This window comes from Dapis purpurea BLCC-M126 (assembly GCF_050015975.1).
Classification (GTDB): domain Bacteria; phylum Cyanobacteriota; class Cyanobacteriia; order Cyanobacteriales; family Microcoleaceae; genus Trichodesmium.
The window spans coordinates 116,363-137,551 of record NZ_JBNHER010000314.1 but is presented as its reverse complement, the minus strand read 5'-3'; the positions used below and the strand labels follow the sequence as shown (position 1 = coordinate 137,551).

Sequence of the window (21,189 nt, the reverse complement as noted above, 5' to 3'; positions counted from 1 at the left end):
ACATTTAAACTGTAAATCGAAGTAGTGATTAAACTTATATATCCATAATTAAGATAATCAAAATGTTAAATTGTCCTCGTTGTCATCAAACTGTTGATAGTCAGGCGATCGCTTGTCCGTATTGTAAATTTCCTCTGAAGGCTTTTGGTCATCCTGGAATTCCTCTTTATCAAGCTGAAGGAGAGGAATATTTGTGTAATAATTGCCTTTACCATTTAGATGATACCTGCAATTTTCCCCAACGTCCCTACGCTAAAGATTGTACCCTTTTCCACGACCAATCTGAACCTCTTGTACCACATTCTACTCATGATACTAATCATCATAGTTGGTTGCAAATTCTCAAATTTTGGTTTTCAAGATATACTATTTTGTGGTTGTTTATGATTTTAATTCTTATAAGTTTTTTACTTTCTTTTTGACTACTCCCTGGATTAAATTATTCATGGATTAATTTTAGGGTATTGGAATCTATAGGACTTACTATATAACAGTATAAATCCATATTTATCTAGTTTTTCCTTAGCAGAAAAAAATATTCTATAGGGCATATTTTTCCCTGTTTTTACTCTACCTGACTTTTTGGAGAATTATTTTTCGCGAATAATTTAAGATTAGTAGATATAGCAATTATCGCTCTTGGAAAGATACACAAGTTGGGAATTTTAGGGAATAGGAAATCAGGAATGAAAAAAATTATGTATCTCATTAATATCATGATTTCTATATAGTGCTTCGCCCTACTGTATTTACTAATTTAAAATTAATCTCTTCTCTAGTTCTAAGTAGGGTTTGCTGATTAAATATCAAAGCATTAACAGATAAAGGTTTGAGTAATTTTAGGTCTGGAAAAAGTACGAGCTTTTCGGTTGGTAGAGCTGAAAAAGTGAGCATTTTGGAGTAACGGGAGGCAGAAAAATCAAGGGACAATTTTCCGACTACTTTCTTTAAATGCCCCATCCCTCCTGACTCCTGACTCCTGACCCCTGACTCGTACCCTCACCCTAAAGAGTTTTTCAGCAAACCCTAAGTAGGTAGGCATCAATAAAGGTCAAACAAAAAAAATAGAGAAAAGAACCTATAAGTAAGTTATCAAAGGTTTTCACTGTTTTGAATTGCTATTTCTATTGTGCGGATAATTAAACCCACCTACTTAATTTATATAGATAGTTTGTATTGTAAATATGGGAGAACAAGATGATATAAATATCTGTACTTTGTACAGGGTTAATCAAAAAAAACAGAATAGATCAAAAAGTTGAATCTCTTATACCAATTATTAAAAATCTTGCCATACTAGCAAACTCTAAAAAAAATATAAATATAAAATCCAAGTATAGGAAAGTTTTTTGTAATTAGTATTACTTCTGTTCAGTATTGTTTAGAAATTTTCTAAATATTCACCCCACGATCTATTCTACTTGAGTTACCTCTAATAACTGATTTTCTTCTGGTATGGATTTTTCTTCAAATACTGCTAAATCAAACCAGAAAGTTGTCCCAACACCAAGTTCACTTACTAAATTAACCTTGCTATGATGCTTATCAATAATATTTCTAACAATAGACAAACCTAAACCTGTTCCTTCCAAAGTATGAACGCGATTTTCTACTCGGAAAAATCTCTCAAAAATAGCTTCTTGGTCTTCAGGTTCAATACCACTTCCCGTGTCTGAAATTTCAATTCTGACAAACTGATTAGAATGATTTTCAGATTGTAAATGTAGTTCTATTGGTCTAGGTGGGGGAGGAGAAACTATCCATCCTCCTTGTTCAATTTGTTTAGCTTCTATATTAGTATTTTCTAACTCAGATTCTAACAGATAAGCTCGAATTACTATTCGACCTCCTGCTTCAGTAAACTTCATAGCATTGCCTACTAAATTAGCAAATACTTGTAGTAATAAATCATAATGACCGACCACAGAAGGCAAATTTGGTTCTATGTCATAATTTAACTCTATTTCTTTATCTTTCGCATTAAGTTGATAGGTTCTTAAAGTTTGTTCTATTGGTTGAGCAATATCAACAGCATTTAAATGGTAAATTAGACAAGATTCTAGACGACTTAAATCTAATACATCATTAACTAAACGAGTCAAACGATCTGTTTCGTGATTGGCAGTTTCCAGAAATTCTCGTCTTTCTATTTCACTTAAATCTTCCCCATATTCATGCAACGTTTCGATGAAAGATTTGATATTAAATAGAGGCGTTCTTAATTCATGGGAGACATTACTAATAAACTGACCTTTTGCTTCATTTAATTCTACTTCCCTCGTAATATCTTGTACAGTCATAGCAATTCCTTTGAGACTATTTCGGTATGGAGAAAGAGAATCTGTTTCTAGTTGATTTTCATAAAGTGTACATTCATTAGCTACAGGACGATCTGTAGAATTACAACTATCATAAGCATCATAAATACAAGTTTGACAAAGAGATTCTGTACCTGATGCTCTGTGTAAAAGAACAGTTGTTAATAAAATTCTCATTGTACGTTTATTTGGTTCATCTAAAGTACAACGATATTCACCGCCTTCTATTTCGCCTGTAGATATTTGATAAAGTGGTCTGTTTAATTCCATCTGCACAGCTACAGGTAAATTATCTGTCACCTTTTCACCAATAACATTTTTTTCTTCCCAACTAAAAATTCGTCGAGCAGTAGGATTAACTAATATCAGTTGTAAATTAGCATCTAATAATAAAGCACCATCAGCAATTGTGGAAACTAAAGTTTCTAACTTGGCTTTTTCTGCTGTTAATTCTTCAATGTTTTGCTTCTTATAACTTTCTAACTGTTCTCCCATTTCATTAAAGCTCAAAATTAGTTCCCCTAATTCTCCTCCAAAGGGTAAATCTATCCTTTGTTTAAAATTTCCTCTAGCAATATTTTTTACACCTTCTGACAATTTCTTGATCGGTTTAGTAATAATTAAAGCATTAAATACTGCTCCTAAAATCACCATTGCCCAGATAGAAACAAAAACTGCTAAAGTCACATCTCTAGTCAGATTTGAAGAGACAACAACAGTGGGATTAGGATTAATTCCAACTGCTAAAACTCCTAAATATTTACCCTCATTAATTAGGGGAACAAAAACATCTGTTAATTCTCCATTAGGAGTTAAATGTTGTCGCACCATAGGCAAGGCAGAAAAATTTTCTGCTTCTACATTGGCCATAAAATCTTCTGGTAGTTGAATGCGACGACGGAGGGTAAGGGATGTTTTTACCTCAGATTCTGAGAAAGGAAGACCTAAGAAAATTTTTCCTTCTTCATCCGCATAGAGCATATAACGTACACTGGAGGTACTACTGTAGAAAAGTCGGGAAAATCGGGCCACTTCGTTGCGATTACCTTCTGCTACAAGTGGGGCGACATTAGCTGCTAATAATAGACCTAGGTCTCGACCATAACGAGTGTCATTGAGGCGAGCATCCTCTTGAATAGTATTTACTGCCCAGAAGCTGAAGCTGCTCATTAGCAATGATACTATTAGGGTGATAACTGCCATGAGTTTGGTCTGGAGGGTAAACTCAGACCACCAGTTAGCAATGATTTCTCCGATTTTTTTGAGAAGGAAAAGCATTTTAAAAATCAAAAGTTAAAAATTAAAAGTAAAAAGTCGAAAGTTAAAAGTTCAAATTAATTCTCAACTTGATCTTAATATTAACTAGGTAGGAATGCCTGAAAGGTTATATGGTTATATTGATTTTATTTTAGGACTTACGCACACAAAACTTGGTTTCTAGGATAATTTTGACTCCTGACTCTTAACTGCCACTAAAAGATTACAACTTAAATAGAATTGCTATATTCTGATTTCTAATTCCCAAAAACCCGACTACCTATATCTCGGCGATAGTACATTCCTTCAAATTTAATACAATCTACAGCAGCATAAGCTTTTGCCTTAGCTTCAATAAAATTATTCCCCACTGCTGTTACTCCCAAGACACGACCGCCGTCGGTGATTAAATTTTGTGCCTGGAATTTTGTTCCAGCATGAAATATATTTGCTCCAGTAGCTCCAGCTTTTTGTATACCAGAAATTATTTTACCTTTCTCATAAGCTCCCGGATAACCTCCAGAAGCTAAGACTACACATACCCCTACTCCTGGTTTCCAATTAATAGGGGGCAACTCAGCCAAACGTTGTTCACAACAAGCTAATAATAATTCCTCCAATGGACTTTCTAGCAATGAAAGAATAGGTTGAGTTTCTGGGTCGCCGAACCTACAGTTAAATTCTAATACTTTTGGCTCTCCTGTCGGACTAATCATTAATCCAGCATAAATCACGCCACGATAGTCAATACCACGTTTTTGTAAATTAGTCAAAGTTGGTTCTAGGACTTCTTGTTGAATGGAGTCCATGAGTTCTGGCGTAATAATAGGGGTAGGCGTATAAGCGCCCATGCCTCCGGTATTTGCTCCTGTGTCTCCTTCCCCTACTTGTTTATGGTCTTGGGCCGGTAATAAGGGACGAATAGTTAGTCCATCGGTGAGTGCTAATACTGATACTTCTTGACCTGTGAGGAACTCTTCGATTACCACAGATTGGTTCTTTTCGTCAAACTCTCCCTGGAAAATGGCATCTATAGCATTATGAGCCATTTCAATTGTAGTAGCGACAGTGACTCCTTTTCCGGCAGCTAGACCATCTGCTTTAATGACTATGGGAATTTCTGTAATGTATTCTTTAGCAGTTTCGGCTTTGGTAAAGGTTGCTGATTTGGCAGTGGGAATATTTGCTTCGGCCATGAAATCTTTTGCCCAAGATTTACTAGCTTCGAGAATGGCACCTGCTTTAGTAGGGCCGAATATTTTGAGGTTGGGTTGTTGTAGGTAGTCAGTAATGCCTAGGGCTAGGGGAACTTCTGGGCCGACAACTACGAGAGAGATATTTTGGTCAGCGATGAGTTGTTTGAGGGCTGGGAAGTCTGTAACTGGGATGGGTATGTTTTTACATTTCGCCTGGGTAGCTGTACCGCCGTTGCCTGGGGTACAGAATATTTGTTGAACTTGGGGAGAGTGGGATAGTTTCCAGGCGATCGCGTGTTCTCTACCGCCGTTACCTACTATTAATATTTTCACGTTTTTTTATTAAGAAGTAAGAGGGAAGAAGGAAGAAGGAAAAAGTAATAATATTCTATACTAAATCTGATTATAAATATCTATAGTAATTTTAAATAGATTGTAATATTTTACCGTAGGGGTTTGGAAACCAAACCCATAGATTTGGAAACCAATATAATTTGATTTTTCTCAAGCTTGACAGAGGATTATTTTAGGTTTAAAACTATTCACTTTTGATCCATAAAATTAGTGAGGTTTTCCGGAGTAATCACTGTGTGAGGTGATTAATTTGTTATGTCACTTAAGAAGTAAAGCAGATTTGAGTGTATAGGAATTGGCAATACTGAGAGGGTATGGATCATACTAAGTTGCAATAATTTCTCAAAAAGCTTTTCAAAATACAAATTAATTGTTGGAGATAAAATTAATGATTAAATGGTTATTGAAAAATAAAGAAAGGCTTTTCTCTGGTATAGGAATTGCTAGTGATTCTTTCTAATTGCTTAATTTTATATTTCCTGTACTTGATATAAATTGTGATTAGAGATAGTCTTCATTATCAATTATCCATTATCAATTATCCATTAATTTATCGGCGATCGCCCGAAATAAAGCCACAGTTTCTACATCATCAATAGTTCTCATAATACTATTACTAGAACCTGTTTTCACCCCAACAAAATTCTTTTCTGGATTAATATAAATATATTGTCCCCAAGCCCCAGTCGCACAATAATCACCATTTGAACCTTCAGGAATCCACCAATGATATTGATAACCCCACCTAAAATATATCTCATCTGTTGCTCCTGGTTTTAAGTGAGGAGTATCGGGTATTGTTGACTCTTTTACCCAACTTTTAGGGATAATTTGTTGTCCGTTAAAATATCCATTGTGTAGATAAACTAAAGCAAACTTTGCATAATCTCTCAAAGTACAATTCATCCCACAAAAAGTCACTTCAGTTCCATAATTATCTGTTAACCAATAAGCATCTGATTCTGCTCCCATTGGTTGCCATAATTTCTTTTCTAAATAACTAACAATATCTTGCCCAGTTACCCGCCTCAACAATAAACCTAATATCTGAGTATTCAAACTTACATATTCAAAATAATCTCCTGAGGGAAATTTAGAAGGATAATTTAAAATCACCTTTTCTATCGGTCGCATATACAAAAATAACCTATATAAAAGTTGGTTAATATCAGAACTTTTATCTTCATAAGCTTCACTAAACTTTATCCCAGAAGACATTTGCAGAATATGCTTAATTGGTACATTGTTATATCCCGATTCTTTTAACTCTGGCATATACTGAGTAATCGGGTCATTAATATTTTCAATATAACCATCATTAATAGCAATCCCAATTAAGGCAGAAATAAAACCTTTTGCCACTGACCAAGAAGTTTTTTTGTCAAACTTTGTATAACCTTGAGAATACTTTTCATAAACAATTACATCATTTTTGACAAGCAAAAAACCTGTATTACCTGTTCGTTGTAAAAAGTCTGTCATTGTCCGAGTTTCACCCTGAAATTGATAGGATGTATTCATGTCTCGTAAATTTTCCTGAAAATCATAGGTTTTAGCAGGGTAGTGTCTAATAACTTTACTAGGAAAAACTTTATCCATTTTACGAAAATTTATGACTCTTCTGTCATTATCAAACATATTTATTTTTGGTTCTAGATAGAAGTGCCAAATAATCAAAATAATGATAATTAGAGGCACAATAAAAATTAGAATAAATTTGATAATGCTCATTGTTATTGACTGAGTGGTAGATAGTGATAGCTGTTTATGTTACCATCTTGGAATAAAATTTACTAGGGGTTAAGAAATGTCAGATGATTTAATACCATTTCTGATTGGTGTAAGTATTTTGATTGTTTATCTAGTATTCTCTGCTATGACTGAAATGGGAACAAAATGGTTTGATAGAAAAAAAGATGATTAATACTTTCGTTCTAACTATTCCTGAAAAAAATGATTCTTTTCGATAATTTGAATTAGCAAAAAATAAAAAAATAATGTTACAAGATAATGAGTTAATAACTTATAGCTGTTTCGCTTTCCTAGGTCATGCTAAAGCAAACGCGACATATTTGCGGAGCATTCCCTATACGAAAAAGCGTAGCTCCTCCGCAGGAGGCAAGAGGCTGGTTGAGGGTTGAATGCTTAAAAATTACTATGTCCGTGAAAGAACATGAATTGCCTAGATAAATAATTGGTTTGTTTATCAGGATCTAGATTTTTGAAATGGGGCTAAAAATCAAAAATTTGGTTTCGACAACCTTGAATTATCTAGAGTAATCATTTAGCTGTTAGTCAGTTTCCTGAGTCCTAACTGCGTTTTTCATGTTCCGGAGTCAGACACTGCGCAACATTAATGCTCCGCATTCCGGTAGGAAAATGCTTACTGTCCAGAATTTAGAAAGAGTGCAGAACAATATAATCGTTATTACATTTAAAATCAATCAAAAGTAGCAGAAAAAAAATTAATTTAGCTAACGCTTCACCACCAGATTTAGTAAGAGAACTTGATATTACTCACACTCTTTTGAAGATTTTTTAAATTATCATTATTCAGATTTTATCTGGATATTAGTGAATGGCTGATAACTTAGGGATGAATGGTTACAAAAAATATTTTTTTGTAGATAAAATACAAAAGTTGTAATTGAATTGATGATAAAAATGAAAAACACTGAAATTAGTCAAAACCAACCCAGAAAAATTCAAAAAGTTGGTGTTATTGGTGGTGGTCAGTTGGCATGGATGATGGCGGATGCGGCTCAAAAACTAGGAGTAGATTTAATTATTCAAACTCCCCATAAAGATGACCCGGCAGTATCTATAGCAAAGGATATTATTTTGGCAAAAATTGATGATGGTCAGGCAACTGCCAAGTTATCAAATAGTTGTGATGTAATTACTTTTGAGAATGAATTTATTAATATAGATGAGTTGTCAAATCTATCTAAAAATAATGTAATTTTTCGTCCGAGTTTATCTGTGTTGAAGCCGTTATTAGATAAATATGAACAGTTATGTTATTTGCGAGATTTAGGTTTACCTGTTCCTAACTTTTGGGAGTGGGGAAAAGAAGTTGAGTCTTTATCTTTCCCTCTGGTACTGAAAGCTCGTCGTCATGGTTATGACGGGCAAGGAACTTTTATTGTTAAGGATATTGAGAGTTTAAAATCTCAGGGAAATTCGGAAATTCTCATACAAGAATTTATTCCTTTTGACCGAGAAGTTGCTGTTATTGCCGCTCGTGGAGTGACTGGCGAAATTAAGGTTTATCCTGTGGTAGAAACTCAACAGGAAAATCAGGTTTGTCGGCGGGTTTTTGTGCCTGATGAAAATTTGGAATTAGTAAAAGAAATTGAAGCGATCGCTCATTCTCTTCTCAATAGTTTAGAAGTAGTGGGAGTATTTGGGATTGAAATGTTTATTACTAAAGATAAAAAAGTTTTGATTAATGAAATTGCTCCTAGAGTTCATAACTCTGGTCATTACACTTTGGATGCTTGTGAGACTTCCCAATTTGAACAACATTTACGGGCTATTTGTGGTTTACCTCTGGGTAGTACCACTCTCAAGGCTAGGGGGGCAGTGATGGTAAATTTATTGGGTTATGAATTTGGGGAAAATAACTACTTGACAAAAAAGCAAAAGTTAGAGTCTATTCCTAATGCTTCAGTTTGGTGGTATGGCAAAACAGAATCTCGCCCAGGTAGAAAGTTAGGTCATGTCACAGTTTTGCTAGATGAAGAAAATTTTGAAACTATGCGTCGGGAGGGCGAGGCGATCGCTAATGAAATCGAAAATATCTGGTATAGCTAAGTAAAATTTGGAGCTTTGGAGTGGGGAAGTAGGGAAGAAGTAAAAATGTGAATAGTTGACAAGCTCCTAGTTAATAATGATCGAAAAAGTTATTCTCCTGATATGGAATCCGGAGAATTAGTTGATGAAAAACTTTGTACCTTCTCACCTTATTATTTCCCTTTTGGCCTCTGCCTTCCTTATAGTGTCAGTCCAGTAGTCCAGTAGTGGACCGTTTCATCTAAAACTGTGCATTAGATTTGTCATTGCGAACGACAGTGAAGCAATCTCAGACCAATTTGCTATTGCACCATTTAAGGTGAAACAGTCCAGTAGGGTGCGTTAGGCGGTTTAGTTGAAAAAAATAGATGATTTGGCAATATTTTGAGCCGTAACGCATCGCACCTCATGGGTTAAAAATAATTTAGATCCTTTTTGTCAATAGATGGTGCGTTACATTTCATTTTCATGTCACGCAGTGAAACGCACCCTACTGGACTCCTATAGCTAATTAATTAATCTTGAAATATGGAATACTCTTGGTGACTTTGTAGTATTCAAAATTTGCTTAAAACCTACATTCCGCACGACAAAACGTAGTATAGAAGAAGGAGTCAGGAGTCAGGAGACAGGAGACAATCATAGCTGCCACGATCGATTACTTGATCGAGCAAGTATTTATGCTTAATTATGTACTGGGAATTTGATGAAGAAACAGTAATTGAGATAATTTGCATAGTATAAATACTTACTAAGCTATGGAATTTTAGACTAATTTTCATGTTACAAATTGAAGTGCGGAATGTGGGTTAAAAACTTCTGACTTCTGACTTCTGACTTTTGACTTACTCAAGGGGGGTGACAAAAAGAAAATAATCGCTATAATAATTCCTAGGTTCTACTACGACGTTGGTGACTGCCAAAAATGTTTTTTTGACCTACAAATCAAAAAACATTGGGAATCTAGATGTTCGAGTGGCAGTAAACTGGGCTTGTACCCAGAAACTTTAAACTTGGGCCGAGATACCCACCTGGTATTATCCAGGTCAAAAGCTGAGGTAAGACGGCGTTGCGGTAGACCATTTTTTTTGTTAGTGGAATGAAGAAAGAAAGCCAAAATAAAAAGAAAATGTGGCGTTGCTAAATTCAAGATATTAATATAGACATCTTTAAGAAGTAGCATTTTAAATGTCTAAGTATCAAGATATATATCCTTGCGATCCACTAATTCAAAGTGTTGAGTTAGTACGTCCACTGGCAGCAGATTTACTTACATTGGAATATTTTGAAGCCTAACCAGCTTCAATGCCAACCGATAGGTACTCTCAACATCATATTATCCTCAATTTAAGAGATGAGCCTCATCGTTTGGAGAACTGGCGTGATGGCGAACATCGAGATTTTCTATAGAACCCCTGAGCGTATCTTTTGTTGAAAAGTAAAGCCTTCAGGAAAGCAGTTTGAAGTAGCTTAATAACTGTAGCGGTTCAGGAGACCAAAAAATTACGAAAAATGGCTGCCAGAATTATCAAACCCAGATGAATGTTGGACTTGCAACTTGTTAAATAGATACCAAATGGCTTCTATATGGCGGATGCAGCAGTACAAAGTGAAGATATAAAAGCGATCGCTTTAGTTGCACCTTGGTTACATAATCGGGAAATTATTAATGAAGTCTATGGCGGAGCAGAATCAGTACAAAGTTTAATTGCTACCAGTCAAAAAGCACAAGCTAAATACCAAGCAACAGGAGAATTATCCTTAATTCCTGCTGATAGTACAACTGATGAAAAGGCGCTCATGTATCAAGCACCTTACTATACCGAACCAGCGCGAGGAATGATTCCTGAATACGTTAATGCATTTAATCTTGCTTCTTGGGAGGATTGGTTAACTTACGATGCTATTTCCACTGCGGATAAGTTAGATAAGCCAGTCGCGATCGTTCACTCTGAAGCTGCTGCTATTCCTCAAGGCGCACAAAAATTTTACAGTCGTTTGTCAGGAGAAAAAAATGAAATTTGGCTTGAAGGTGTCAGTCAGTATGAGGCTGCCACTAAAACTATATAAACAGCGATATAGTGGATTATTTCACGTCGTAGATGGCAAAATCGAACTATTTCCCGAATATTACAATCCGATTGTCTTTAAATATGCTTTTGGTTTAGACGGAAATCGAACATCTGACGGTTTGGGAAAATAATTTAAGTTTGGCAACAAACACATAAATAGGCAGAGTAAAAAGCTATTGTTTTAGCAGAATGTTCAAGAATTAAGAATTTAGAATTAAGAATTTAGAATTACCTCTCATTGAAAATAAGAGGATTGACGAACAGGAAAATTTTTATTTATTATCCCCTATCCAAGGAGAGGCTTTAAACCACAATATTTCGGTAAAATTTGGTTTGGTTTGTCTAAACCCAAACCACAGAATCTAGAGAATCAATTTTTCTGTTCCTGATAAAGAGACTTAAATAATTGTTGTCTTTTTTTATGGTCAACAATAGGCGCAGGATAACCTAAACTCTCTCTTTCATCCCCTGAAATTTTACCAGTAACTAAATATTCTGTATCTACATTCCGTAACTCTGGAACCCACTGCCGAATATATTCTGCTTCTGGATCATATTTTTGTGTCTGAGATGTAGGGTTAAATATTCTCAACGGTTTTGGATCCATTCCACTGGAGGCACTCCATTGCCAACCTCCATTATTAGCAGAAAGGTCGCCATCTATCAAATTCTGCATAAAATATTTTTCGCCCCACTGCCAGTTAATAATTAAATCTTTGGTCAAAAAACTAGCAACTATCATCCGGCAACGGTTGTGCATCCAACCTGTTTCATTTAACTGACGCATAGCAGCATCAACAATAGGATAACCAGTCTTTCCTTCGCACCAAGCTTGAAAATATGCTTCATTATTCTCCCAAGGAAAGTTTTTCCAATTTTCTCGGTAGGGACCTGTTTCTAATTGGGGATAATGGTACATAACATATTGATAGAATTCTCGCCATGCTATTTCTTTTTGCCAGGTTTCTATATTTTCAAATGCCTCTTCACTACGGCAATTTTTGATTAATTCTTGAGTTTTTGCCCAAACTGTACGAATACCAATAGTACCAAATTTTAGGGCGGGACTTAGTAGGGATGTACCATCAATACTGGGGAAGTTTCGTTGTTCTTGATATGAATATATCGGCTTATTGGAAAATGTTTCTAATTTTTCTAATGCTGCTATTTCTCCAGGTTCAAGAATGAGTGGGTTTTCCCAACTAAATCCTAATTCTTTAGCAGTGGGTAAGTTAATTACTCCTATTTGGGTTGTGTGGTGAAGTTGCTCTTCAGTTAAACCTTTGAGTGAGGGAATATTAACCGGAGAAGATTTTTTTTTGCTCTTCCAATTTTTCCAGAAAGGAGTGTAGACAGTGTAGGGTTTTTTTGTTCCAGTAAATATTTCTTCTGGGGAATTAAGAAGTTGATCCAAAAATGTTTTTACTTGGATATTTGCAGCTTCTAAATTTTCTCTAACTTGGCGATCGCGTTCCTTACTATAAGGTTCAACATCTAGGTTCCAATATACAGCTTTTGCCTCTAGAAAAGTGGCTAGTTTTGGTATAGCTTCTGTAGGTTTTCCTGATATTATTAATAGTTGACTTCCTATTTGTTTATAGCGTTTTTGTAAATGTTGTAAACAACCAATCATATAGGTAACTCTTGCAGGAGCAATATCGTCTCGTTTGAGTATATTTTCATCAAGACAAAATATGCCTACTATTCTTTGACTTTCTTGAGATGCTTGTGTCAGTCCGATATTATCTGAAATGCGTAGATCGCGCCGATGCCAAAATAGGATTAAGTGAGACATTTTGTTCTAGCTTACTGTTAATTTTAATGACTGGGTTTAGAGTAGTTCTCAGTTATACCATTTCTCAAAAACTTCTCTACATTTTCTTGAGTAGGGGAATGAGGGAGAGTTCATTAATTGATAATAGATCATGGATAATTACCTCTCCCTAAAAGGGAGAGGACTGACCAATAAGGAAAAAATTTATTTCTTTTGGTCGATTGGATATGCCGAGGTCTCCTCGGCATCCCACCCTTCGGGAAGCTCCACTAACGACCGCTCTCTTGGTTGATTGGATATGGCGAGGAAACCTCGCCACCCCTCAACCGCTTTTTCCCCTTTATTGGGGAGGCTTTAAACCTGAATTATCTAATTATTTAATTGTTCAATTATTAATTATTTCAGTAATAATAATAATTGATTTTAACTGAATAATAATTATTGAAAAAGTTATTCGAGTAGAAAAAAAAGTGTAGGGGTTTGGAAACCAAACCTAAGCTAAAATTGGATTTAGAAACCAAAACTCGTTAGATAAAATATTACAACCTATAACCTATATAGGATATAAGATTGCTATACTGAATAATTACTTCTATATTCCTGATAAAAAGTAAGTATTTAGTTATTACCTATCAGCTATCAGCAATTAAGACCCCGATGAGTGTAGTAAGGTTTATAGCACTTTTGAGGATAGTGAGGTACAGTTTAATATTAATCTATATTTCAAACCAAAAACAATAGCTGATAGCTGATAGCTGACCGCTGAATGCTTACAGAAATGGTTTTGCTAAAAATAAACTACAGATTGATTTAGCATCTACAAATTCTCCCTCTAAGATTGCTTTTTCTAATTCTTGAGGAGTCATTAAAACTGTTTCCATATCTTCATCAATATCTTGTGCCGGAGGATTTTCTAACTTCTCCAAATCTTCTGCCAAAAAAGCATAAATAAATTCATCTGAGTATCCAGGAGCAAGGGGAAACTCTCCTAACTTTTGCCATTTATTTGCTCGATAACCCGTTTCTTCTTCTATCTCTCGTTTGACAGTATCAGCAGGATTTTCATTTTCCTCTATCGTACCTGCGGGAAATTCTAAAAGCCTACCTTGAACAGCAAATCTATATTGTTTTACTAAAACTAATTTCCCATCTGAAGTAACAGGAATACATAAAGCTCCTCCAGGATGACGAATACATTCCCAGTCTCCTTCAACTCCATTAGGTAGACGCAAATGGTTAACGTCAAAGTTAAATTTCCTGCCTTTATATAGGAGACGTTGTTTAATAATTTCGGGTGGTTCTTGATTTTGCATAAAACTTAAATAAAGTTGTAGCTAGGATTCTATTTTCTCGGATTAAATAATCAATTTTCACCATTGCTCCACCTCAAATTAAAGAAAGTGTAGCAAAGATTCAAATTAGGTCTTAATTATAATATCATCTTTGTATTGATAGAGAGTAATTAGTTAAATATGATACAATAGTCCATCAATAATTAATGAGCAAAATTCATATAGATAAAACTGGTAAGCATTTCCTTTCCTAGGGAATCCGACACAAACGGAATACTGCGCAAACAGTATTCGGCTATTAGGGTTCGGTTATTGTTTTTTGAGGGAGTAAAAGTAATTTAAAACTTGAATTAGAATTAAATATTACTTACTCTTAAATAATTCTCCCTTAAAGCTTAGTAGTAATTATTTCAGGAATTACACATTTGTATGTCCGAAAAACTATATACTCACTATAGTTTTAATTGACAATATGTAAACTTATCAAGTAAGTCTTATATTCACTATTAATTGCTGATACCTGACTCCTTACCAAAACTGTTTATTTTTGGCATATACATAATATCAATAAAATGACACTATGGGCAATCGGCGAAATTTTATAAAGTTTTTAGCAATCACAGGTATGAGTTTTAGTAGTAGCTTATTTTTTTATAAAAATTATATTAATCAAACAAAATAAAATATTAGTAAAAGTTCAAATAAAACTTTTGAATTGGAAACGCCTAAAATTGATATTAGAGATAATAATATAAAAAGAAACGCCTAAAAATATTTGTTAGAAAAGAATATCTAGACAATGTGCGTCTCGTTATGCTTTAATCCTTGATAGTAAAGATAATTTTTTAGAATTTCGAGTATTTTATTGAAGAATTTTGTAGATTCTAAATAATGTTTTAGGTGGTAGGTTATAGATAAAATTTTATCCATAACCTATAGTATATTTCTTAACACTGAAATATTTTTATAGCGTAGGGATAATATCAATTATGAGAAAGTTACCTGAGAATCAAACAAACATATTTACTAAAATAATATGGGGCATAATTGGTGGCACTATTTGGGGTATTTTATTTTGTGCTGCTTTAGCTGGTTTATTTATTGGAATTAATCAAAACTTAGTCACTATTGTAAGTTCATTATTAATGGGTGTTTTGTGGTGTACAATTATTAGTCTCATTTGGAAATCATTAATGGGCAGACAAGATGAGTCTAGCCAAAATTATATAATAACTGGAATTATTGGTGGTTTTTTTCTAGGCAGTGCTATTGGAGGATTAATGTTAGCAATATTAAATCGAGATCCTAATTTTGGTAAAATATATATATTAGGAGCATTTTTGGGAGCAAGTTTTGGTTTTGTTTGGAGTTTATTTAGACCTCCTATTTTTTTGGGAGGTGTGAGGATTTGGGGTAAGTCTGGAGCAATTTTAGGTGCAATTTGGGGGGCGTTTTTCGGCACACTTATAGGTATAGTTGCCACAGTTTGTTTACTGTTTTGGAGCCAAGCAAATATTGATGTTACTGCTGGTAACTTACCTCAATTACTAATAGCTGCTTTGATTTTTGGTGGTGGAAATGGTGCTATTGGTGGAACAATATCAGGAATTATATTCGGTGGATTAATTATGGCTCCTCCTTTACCTTTAGCATTGGAATTAATTGGGATAAGAGGTGGAATTGTTGGAGCAATTTGGGGTTCTTTTTTGACGGCGATCGCTTGGGGAATTATTGGCGGAATTTTATCTATAACTATTGGTGATGATTTGTTTTTAAATTTAGGAATTAGTGGTCAAGTTACTTTGCTGAGAGGAGTAATTGTTGGTGCAGGTATTGGCTCAATTTGGGGAATAATTTCTGGCGCTTTTTGGGGTTTTTTTGGTAGAATTTAGAATTCAGAATTGAGAATTGAAAATTGATAATGAGAAGCATCTTTAATTATCAATTATCCATCAGTAAATAAACCTCTGGAGATTAATTAGAGTTAGATATAGTGATTTGTCTGCCATAGTCACCTAAAAATGCTCACTTTTTGAGGGTTTGGGATGGAAAACTTGGTACTTTTTTCGCTCCTAAAAAGGCGTTTACTTTTATTTAGCAATGCTTTGATATTTAGTCAACAGAGCAATAATTATCAATTATAAATTATCCATTATCCATTATTTCCTATTCTCTAAATTTAGGATTAACAAATTCATTCAATCCTTCTCCTAATAAAGATAAGCCAACCACCATTAAAGTTAAAGTAAAACCAGGAAAAAAAGCAGTCCACCAAATACCTGTTGGTAAAGCATCTAAAGCTAACCTTAAATCATTTCCCCACTCAGCAGTTTCAGGAGGTAATCCTAATCCTAAAAATCCCAATCCTCCTAATACTAAAACTGCGTCTGCAGCGTTAAGAGTAAATAACACAGGAACACTCTGAATAACATTTAAAAATAAATAACGAGTCAATACTCTCCAAGTATTAGCACCCATCGCTCTTGCCGCTTCAATAAAAAGTTCCGTTTTGACACTAACTGTATGATTACGAACTACTCGATAATACTGAGGAATATAAGCAATACTCAAAGCGATCGCTGCATTTAATATTCCTTTTCCAACCACAAAAGCTAAAGTTATGGAAAGTAATAATCCAGGCAAAGTATAAACAGTATCCATAAAAAATATTAAAATTTTATCAATTCTGCCTCCAAGATAACCACTTATCATTCCTAATGGCACACCAATAATTAAACTTAATAAAGTCGCTAAAATCACAACTTGCCAAGCAACTTGTGCGCCGAATAAAGTTCGGGAAAAAATATCATAACCTTGACGACTTGTGCCAAACCAATGTTCAAAAGAAGGTGCTTGATGTATGGGATTACTCAGAAATTCTTGAGGGTCTTGGAGTAAACTTAAATTTGCTAAAAGTGGGGATAAAATAGCAATTAATATAAATAAAATTGTAATTGTTAAACCTACCCACATCATCTGCATTGAAATAGTAGGTTTACTAGATAAACTGAAAAATCTTGCTGGTGAAAATCTACTTGTCATAATCTGATAATTGCTCAAGTGAGAAATTAGAATTTTAACATAAATTGAAATCCTTTGATAAGCAGGTACACAAAACTCCATTGCACATCTATACAAGCTGAATTTTTTGCCTTCTAAAAAGCGTAAATCATTAGAATAAGTAAATAATTTTGTGTAATAATTCAGCCATCAGCTATTAGCTTTCAGCCATTAACTTATTTTTTTGAAAGAAGAATCAGAGTTGAAAGATTGAGCAAAAATTAAAAGTTACTCTCAAAGTATATTAACTAATCTTCCTGATTAATTAGTTGATGCAGGATTACAAGTGAAAAGCTCTTTGCGTAGGATTCCGCAAGATAAATTTTTACTAAATTTATTGCTAAAGCAGAATTATATTCTCTCAATTACCCTTAAAAATGGAGACTGTTTGATTTGACTTCATAAATTATAAAATTTTCCTTCCAAGGAAAAGGGATTTTTTATTTCTATGATTAAACTGAAGCGTTTTAGAATTTGATATCAATATTTTTTTTCTTCTCCTTATCAGATACTAAAGCTATTTAGGGTTTGCTGAAAAAGTCTTTTCGTAGGGGTAGGAGACAGGAGACAGGATACAAGATACAGGAGTAACCAGGAATTTAGAGAAGGTAGAAGTAAGAATTATCCCTTGATTTTTCTGCCCAACTATGTGCCTAAAATACTAACTTTTTGAGCATGAAGAGCTGAAATAGGCGCACTTTTTTTGACCCAAAAAAGGCACTTGTCTTTATATGTCAATGCTTTTGGATTTAATCAGCCAGCCCTATTTAATGGCTAATTCTAAAAATTAGAGATTCTCAGGTTAAAAACTCTTTATAGTTAAGGGAAGAAATCTATCTTTTTAGTCCTAAAATAGTAGCGAGTATTTAGTATTTAATAACTTTTGTTATTTTGACACTAATTTTTGCCACTTTTCTAGGGTAGGATTAATTGATAATCGATAGTAAATATTAATTTTTCCAGAGCCAACCATTAATAGTAAAGCGACTATCTGCAAAATTTTTAGAAGGACAATTTACTGGTAAAACTTCGTGCCAGTAACGACTAAGAAAGAAAATAATAGTATTATTTTTCGGTGCAATTTTCTTAAATGAATTTGCCTGTTCATAGTAATTATTATCTATTTTTTCATTATACAAAACTAATTCTCCCCCAGAAAATTGTTTAGGTTCTTGATAAAAATAATAAATGTAGGTAATTTCTCTTTTAGCAACTTCTGGCATTCCATTATCATTATGTGTCTGATAATAATGACCATGATTATGAGCTGTTACTTGTGCTTCTATTCGAGCAATGGGAAATTCTTGATGACCAAGTTTAGCTAAAACTTGAGGTAAAACTAATTTAATACAATTACTAATTCTAGTTTTGGAAATAGGCGCTAAATGTAATACTTTTGATTGGCGAAAGTTGGTTTCACTTAAGCTTAAGCTAGTAGTACTTTTTTCAAAATATGCTTCTAGTTTAATCACAGATTCGAGAATTTTTTGATTTTCTGTCTGAGTTAAAAAATTCTCAATTTTCACACATTTTGATTTAACTATATTTTGATTATATTTGTTACTGAGCATAATTAGTTCTGTAAATTATGGATATGGGTAGTGCTAAACAAGTAATGATTTTTATAACTTACCCTCTGACGAGTAAAGGAAAGTAGTGATATTAATCGCTACTTCTATAAAACTAGGTTTCTTTATTCGTAAAAACTTTTCTGATTTTTTATTACTATGAAAACCCATAAGAATAAAATAAACTTACTTTTAAATGATTGTTATCTAAATATAATTTATGTTTGCTACATATCCTGAAAAAGGGTTTTAGGTATGAGGGTTTTGGGAAAAATAAGTTCAGTATCAAGTAGTTGTCAAATAAAGCATTAATCTATAGATAAAAATCTTATGGAGGATAATTTACTGTTGACTTTTATATTTAGAGTTGTCACTAAATAGATTTAAACAATTACTATAGCAATCCTCCGCATATTCGTGGCAAAAATCTTACTACTTTTCAGGGAACACTTAACTGGCAACAGGCAACAGGTAAGAGTTTCAACTTTTTTATTGACTTTTTAATCTGCCACAACCTATGCACGGATTGCTATAAATTATAGACATAGAAATTATTTCCAGTATTTTTGGTTTCTAATAATTACAAACTTGGTAGAAAAAAAGAGTTTATTTTAATGTTTATTTGACTAAAAATAGAGAATATCTATAAAAAAACTTCAGATTATATTCCTCCTAACTCTTGAATGTTAAGCAATAAGCTAACTATTTGTTGCAAAAATTTATCATGCTTGGTACAACTGCTTTTTCAAATTGCCTTGATTTATAGCATTTATCAAAAAGAATGCTATATTTAATTGGGTGGGAAAATGTGGAGAGATATAAAAGTAGGAATAATATATACTAACTGAACTTAAATTGTCAAAAACATACTTTGAATATTGGTACATATTTGACTGTTGAAGTATGTCTGAAGTATAGCATTACTTTTGGGAATTGGTATTATCTAAGATTTTCTCATCATTTCTCGATTTTAATTAAATTAATCAGTGCGACGTATCCAACCATTAATAGTAAAGCGACTATCTGCAAAATATTGATAAGGACAAGTTACTGGCAAAACTTCGTGCATATAACGACTGAGGAAAAATACAATACTATTATTTTTAGGTTCTACTGTTTTAAATGTGTCGGCTTTGACATAGTGTTTTCCCTTGAGTTTACTATCATAAATTATTAAATTACCACCTGCAAATGCTTTAGGTTCTCGATAAAAATAGTAAACATAAGTAAGAACTCTACTAGTAGTGTCAGGAGAACCATTATCATTATGAATTTTATAGAAATTATTATCGTTATGAGCAGTTAACTGACTTTCAATTTCGGCAATTGAAAATGCTGGAATGCTTAATTTATTTAATACATCAGGAAAAATTTCTTTAATTCTGTTGACTATTAATTCTTGAAATTTTGGGAAAGAGTGCAATACTAAAGAACGACGATAATTTTCAGCTTTAGTTGATGTTGTAGTTGGTACAAAATCTGATTTTCTTTGCAAGACATAGTTTAATAGTTGTTCAGTGTCTGAATTTGTGAGGAAATTTTCTATAAGTAAATAACGAGATTCTAAGTTATCTATTGTAGCAGTAGGAGGAGTATAAGTTTTGATATTAGATTGACTATCTTGTGGTTGTAAGTGCTGCAAATAAATTGGTGGTTCGGTTACCATTCCTACTAAATGTTCACTGGGAAAACATAAAGCAGAATGACCTTCTGCTAGAGGAATTTGAAATAGGGTAGAATTTGCAGTTTTTTGATGTTTAGATAATAATGTTTTGGCTAAAAGTTGGAGTAAGGGTGCATCAGATTTGAGATAAATAGTATATTGATGCCCTCCTGTTAATAGGAGTTGAATTTTTACTTCTTGGGGTAGATTTTGTGGTGTAGTAACTGTCATGATTTTTGCTCAATAATCAAGGTATTAAGTTAGTTAATAGTGTGTAATAGTTCAAAGTTTTTACATACTATACTTATACAGATTTTTACTGGTCTACCCAATACTTTTTTCTTGAAAATTCGTCTTGAAAAATATAATTAAATTTTTGAGTAGGCAAAATATTGCCTTGCAACTTATAGAGCTAAGAGTAGGACATATTATACGAATTTTTACTGACTACTTCACTACTAAAAATTTCAGAAAGTCAAATTGAGACTATCCGAACACATAGGGCTTTTTTCTCATCTCAAAATTTATGAGTAGACTATATTTTGCATTGCTACTTCTAGAGTTAAGAGTCAGACAAATTATCTAAATTTTTACGTTTCTACTTCACTACTAAAAATTTCAGAAAGTCAAATTGAGACTATCCGAACACATAGGAATTTTTTCTCATCTCAAAATTTTTGAGTAGACTATATTTTTCATTGGTACTTCTAGAGTTAAGAGTCAGACAAATTATCTAAATTTTTACGTTTCAAAATTTGTGAGTAGGCAAAATATTGCCTTGCCACTTCCAAAACTAAGAGTCAGACAAATTATCTAAATTTTCACGCTTCTACTTCACTA

General features: G+C 33.5%; 12 protein-coding genes and 1 other RNA gene. 5 read left to right on the top strand and 8 right to left on the bottom strand.

All coding sequences use genetic code 11. From position 1 onward, the window contains the following. Window positions 1-62: 62 nt before the first annotated feature. Entirely contained in the window at window positions 63-422 is a 360-nt protein-coding gene (locus ACP6PL_RS28980; RefSeq protein ID WP_426548811.1) for a zinc ribbon domain-containing protein, read from the top strand. A 990-nt stretch (window positions 423-1,412) separates the two neighbouring features. Here ACP6PL_RS28980 and ACP6PL_RS28975 read toward each other — a convergent pair. The 3 genes from ACP6PL_RS28975 to ACP6PL_RS28965 form a co-directional block, all read right to left on the bottom strand. Further along, a complete protein-coding gene (locus ACP6PL_RS28975; RefSeq protein WP_426548810.1) occupies window positions 1,413-3,596 on the bottom strand; it encodes an ATP-binding protein in 2,184 nt (727 codons plus the stop codon). Between the two features lie 236 nt (window positions 3,597-3,832). Further along, a complete protein-coding gene (gene purD / locus ACP6PL_RS28970; RefSeq protein WP_426548808.1) occupies window positions 3,833-5,104 on the bottom strand; it encodes a phosphoribosylamine--glycine ligase in 1,272 nt (423 codons plus the stop codon). 555 nt (window positions 5,105-5,659) lie between these two features. Next, the gene (locus tag ACP6PL_RS28965) at window positions 5,660-6,856 is read right to left on the bottom strand and encodes a serine hydrolase domain-containing protein (protein ID WP_426548807.1); all 1,197 of its coding nucleotides are present in this window, start codon (window positions 6,854-6,856) and stop codon (window positions 5,660-5,662) included. A 933-nt stretch (window positions 6,857-7,789) separates the two neighbouring features. On the opposite strand from ACP6PL_RS28965, the gene ACP6PL_RS28960 reads away from it, so the two are divergent. The 3 genes from ACP6PL_RS28960 (at window position 7,790) to ACP6PL_RS28950 (ending at window position 10,990) form a co-directional block, all read left to right on the top strand. Beyond that, window positions 7,790-8,941: a 5-(carboxyamino)imidazole ribonucleotide synthase gene (locus ACP6PL_RS28960; protein ID WP_426548806.1), complete on the top strand. Its 1,152-nt coding sequence runs from the start codon at window positions 7,790-7,792 to the stop codon at window positions 8,939-8,941. A gap of 874 nt (window positions 8,942-9,815) precedes the next feature. Beyond that, window positions 9,816-10,002, top strand: a non-coding RNA gene (gene ssrS / locus ACP6PL_RS28955) — 6S RNA. Between the two features lie 505 nt (window positions 10,003-10,507). Then, window positions 10,508-10,990, top strand: a complete 483-nt coding sequence (locus ACP6PL_RS28950) for an alpha/beta hydrolase family protein (protein WP_426548805.1) — start codon at window positions 10,508-10,510, stop codon at window positions 10,988-10,990. A gap of 372 nt (window positions 10,991-11,362) precedes the next feature. Here the strand turns inward: ACP6PL_RS28950 and ACP6PL_RS28945 are convergent, their stop codons facing one another. Together ACP6PL_RS28945 and ACP6PL_RS28940 are read right to left on the bottom strand one after the other, a co-directional pair. Then, window positions 11,363-12,787 carry a deoxyribodipyrimidine photo-lyase, 8-HDF type gene (locus ACP6PL_RS28945; RefSeq protein ID WP_426548804.1) on the bottom strand — a complete coding sequence of 475 codons (1,425 nt, stop codon included), beginning with the start codon at window positions 12,785-12,787 and terminating at the stop codon, window positions 11,363-11,365. A gap of 749 nt (window positions 12,788-13,536) precedes the next feature. Further along, window positions 13,537-14,079, bottom strand: a complete 543-nt coding sequence (locus ACP6PL_RS28940; RefSeq protein WP_426548803.1) for an NUDIX hydrolase — start codon at window positions 14,077-14,079, stop codon at window positions 13,537-13,539. Window positions 14,080-15,047: 968 nt separating this feature from the next. Here ACP6PL_RS28940 and ACP6PL_RS28935 point away from each other — a divergent pair. Beyond that, a complete protein-coding gene (locus ACP6PL_RS28935; protein WP_426548802.1) occupies window positions 15,048-15,950 on the top strand; it encodes a hypothetical protein in 903 nt (300 codons plus the stop codon). A 274-nt stretch (window positions 15,951-16,224) separates the two neighbouring features. On the opposite strand, the gene ACP6PL_RS28930 is transcribed toward ACP6PL_RS28935, so the two are convergent. The 3 genes from ACP6PL_RS28930 to ACP6PL_RS28920 all read right to left on the bottom strand — a co-directional run bounded on the left by ACP6PL_RS28930 (window position 16,225) and on the right by ACP6PL_RS28920 (window position 20,580). Next, window positions 16,225-17,100, bottom strand: a complete 876-nt coding sequence (locus ACP6PL_RS28930; RefSeq protein WP_426548801.1) for an ABC transporter permease — start codon at window positions 17,098-17,100, stop codon at window positions 16,225-16,227. Window positions 17,101-18,068: 968 nt separating this feature from the next. Beyond that, window positions 18,069-18,689 (bottom strand): 2OG-Fe(II) oxygenase, encoded by a 621-nt coding sequence (locus ACP6PL_RS28925; protein WP_426548800.1) that lies wholly within the window; start codon window positions 18,687-18,689, stop codon window positions 18,069-18,071. A 976-nt stretch (window positions 18,690-19,665) separates the two neighbouring features. After that, on the bottom strand, window positions 19,666-20,580 hold the full coding sequence (locus ACP6PL_RS28920) for a 2OG-Fe(II) oxygenase (RefSeq protein WP_426548799.1): 915 nt from the start codon (window positions 20,578-20,580) through the stop codon (window positions 19,666-19,668). Between the last annotated feature and the right edge of the window lie 609 nt (window positions 20,581-21,189).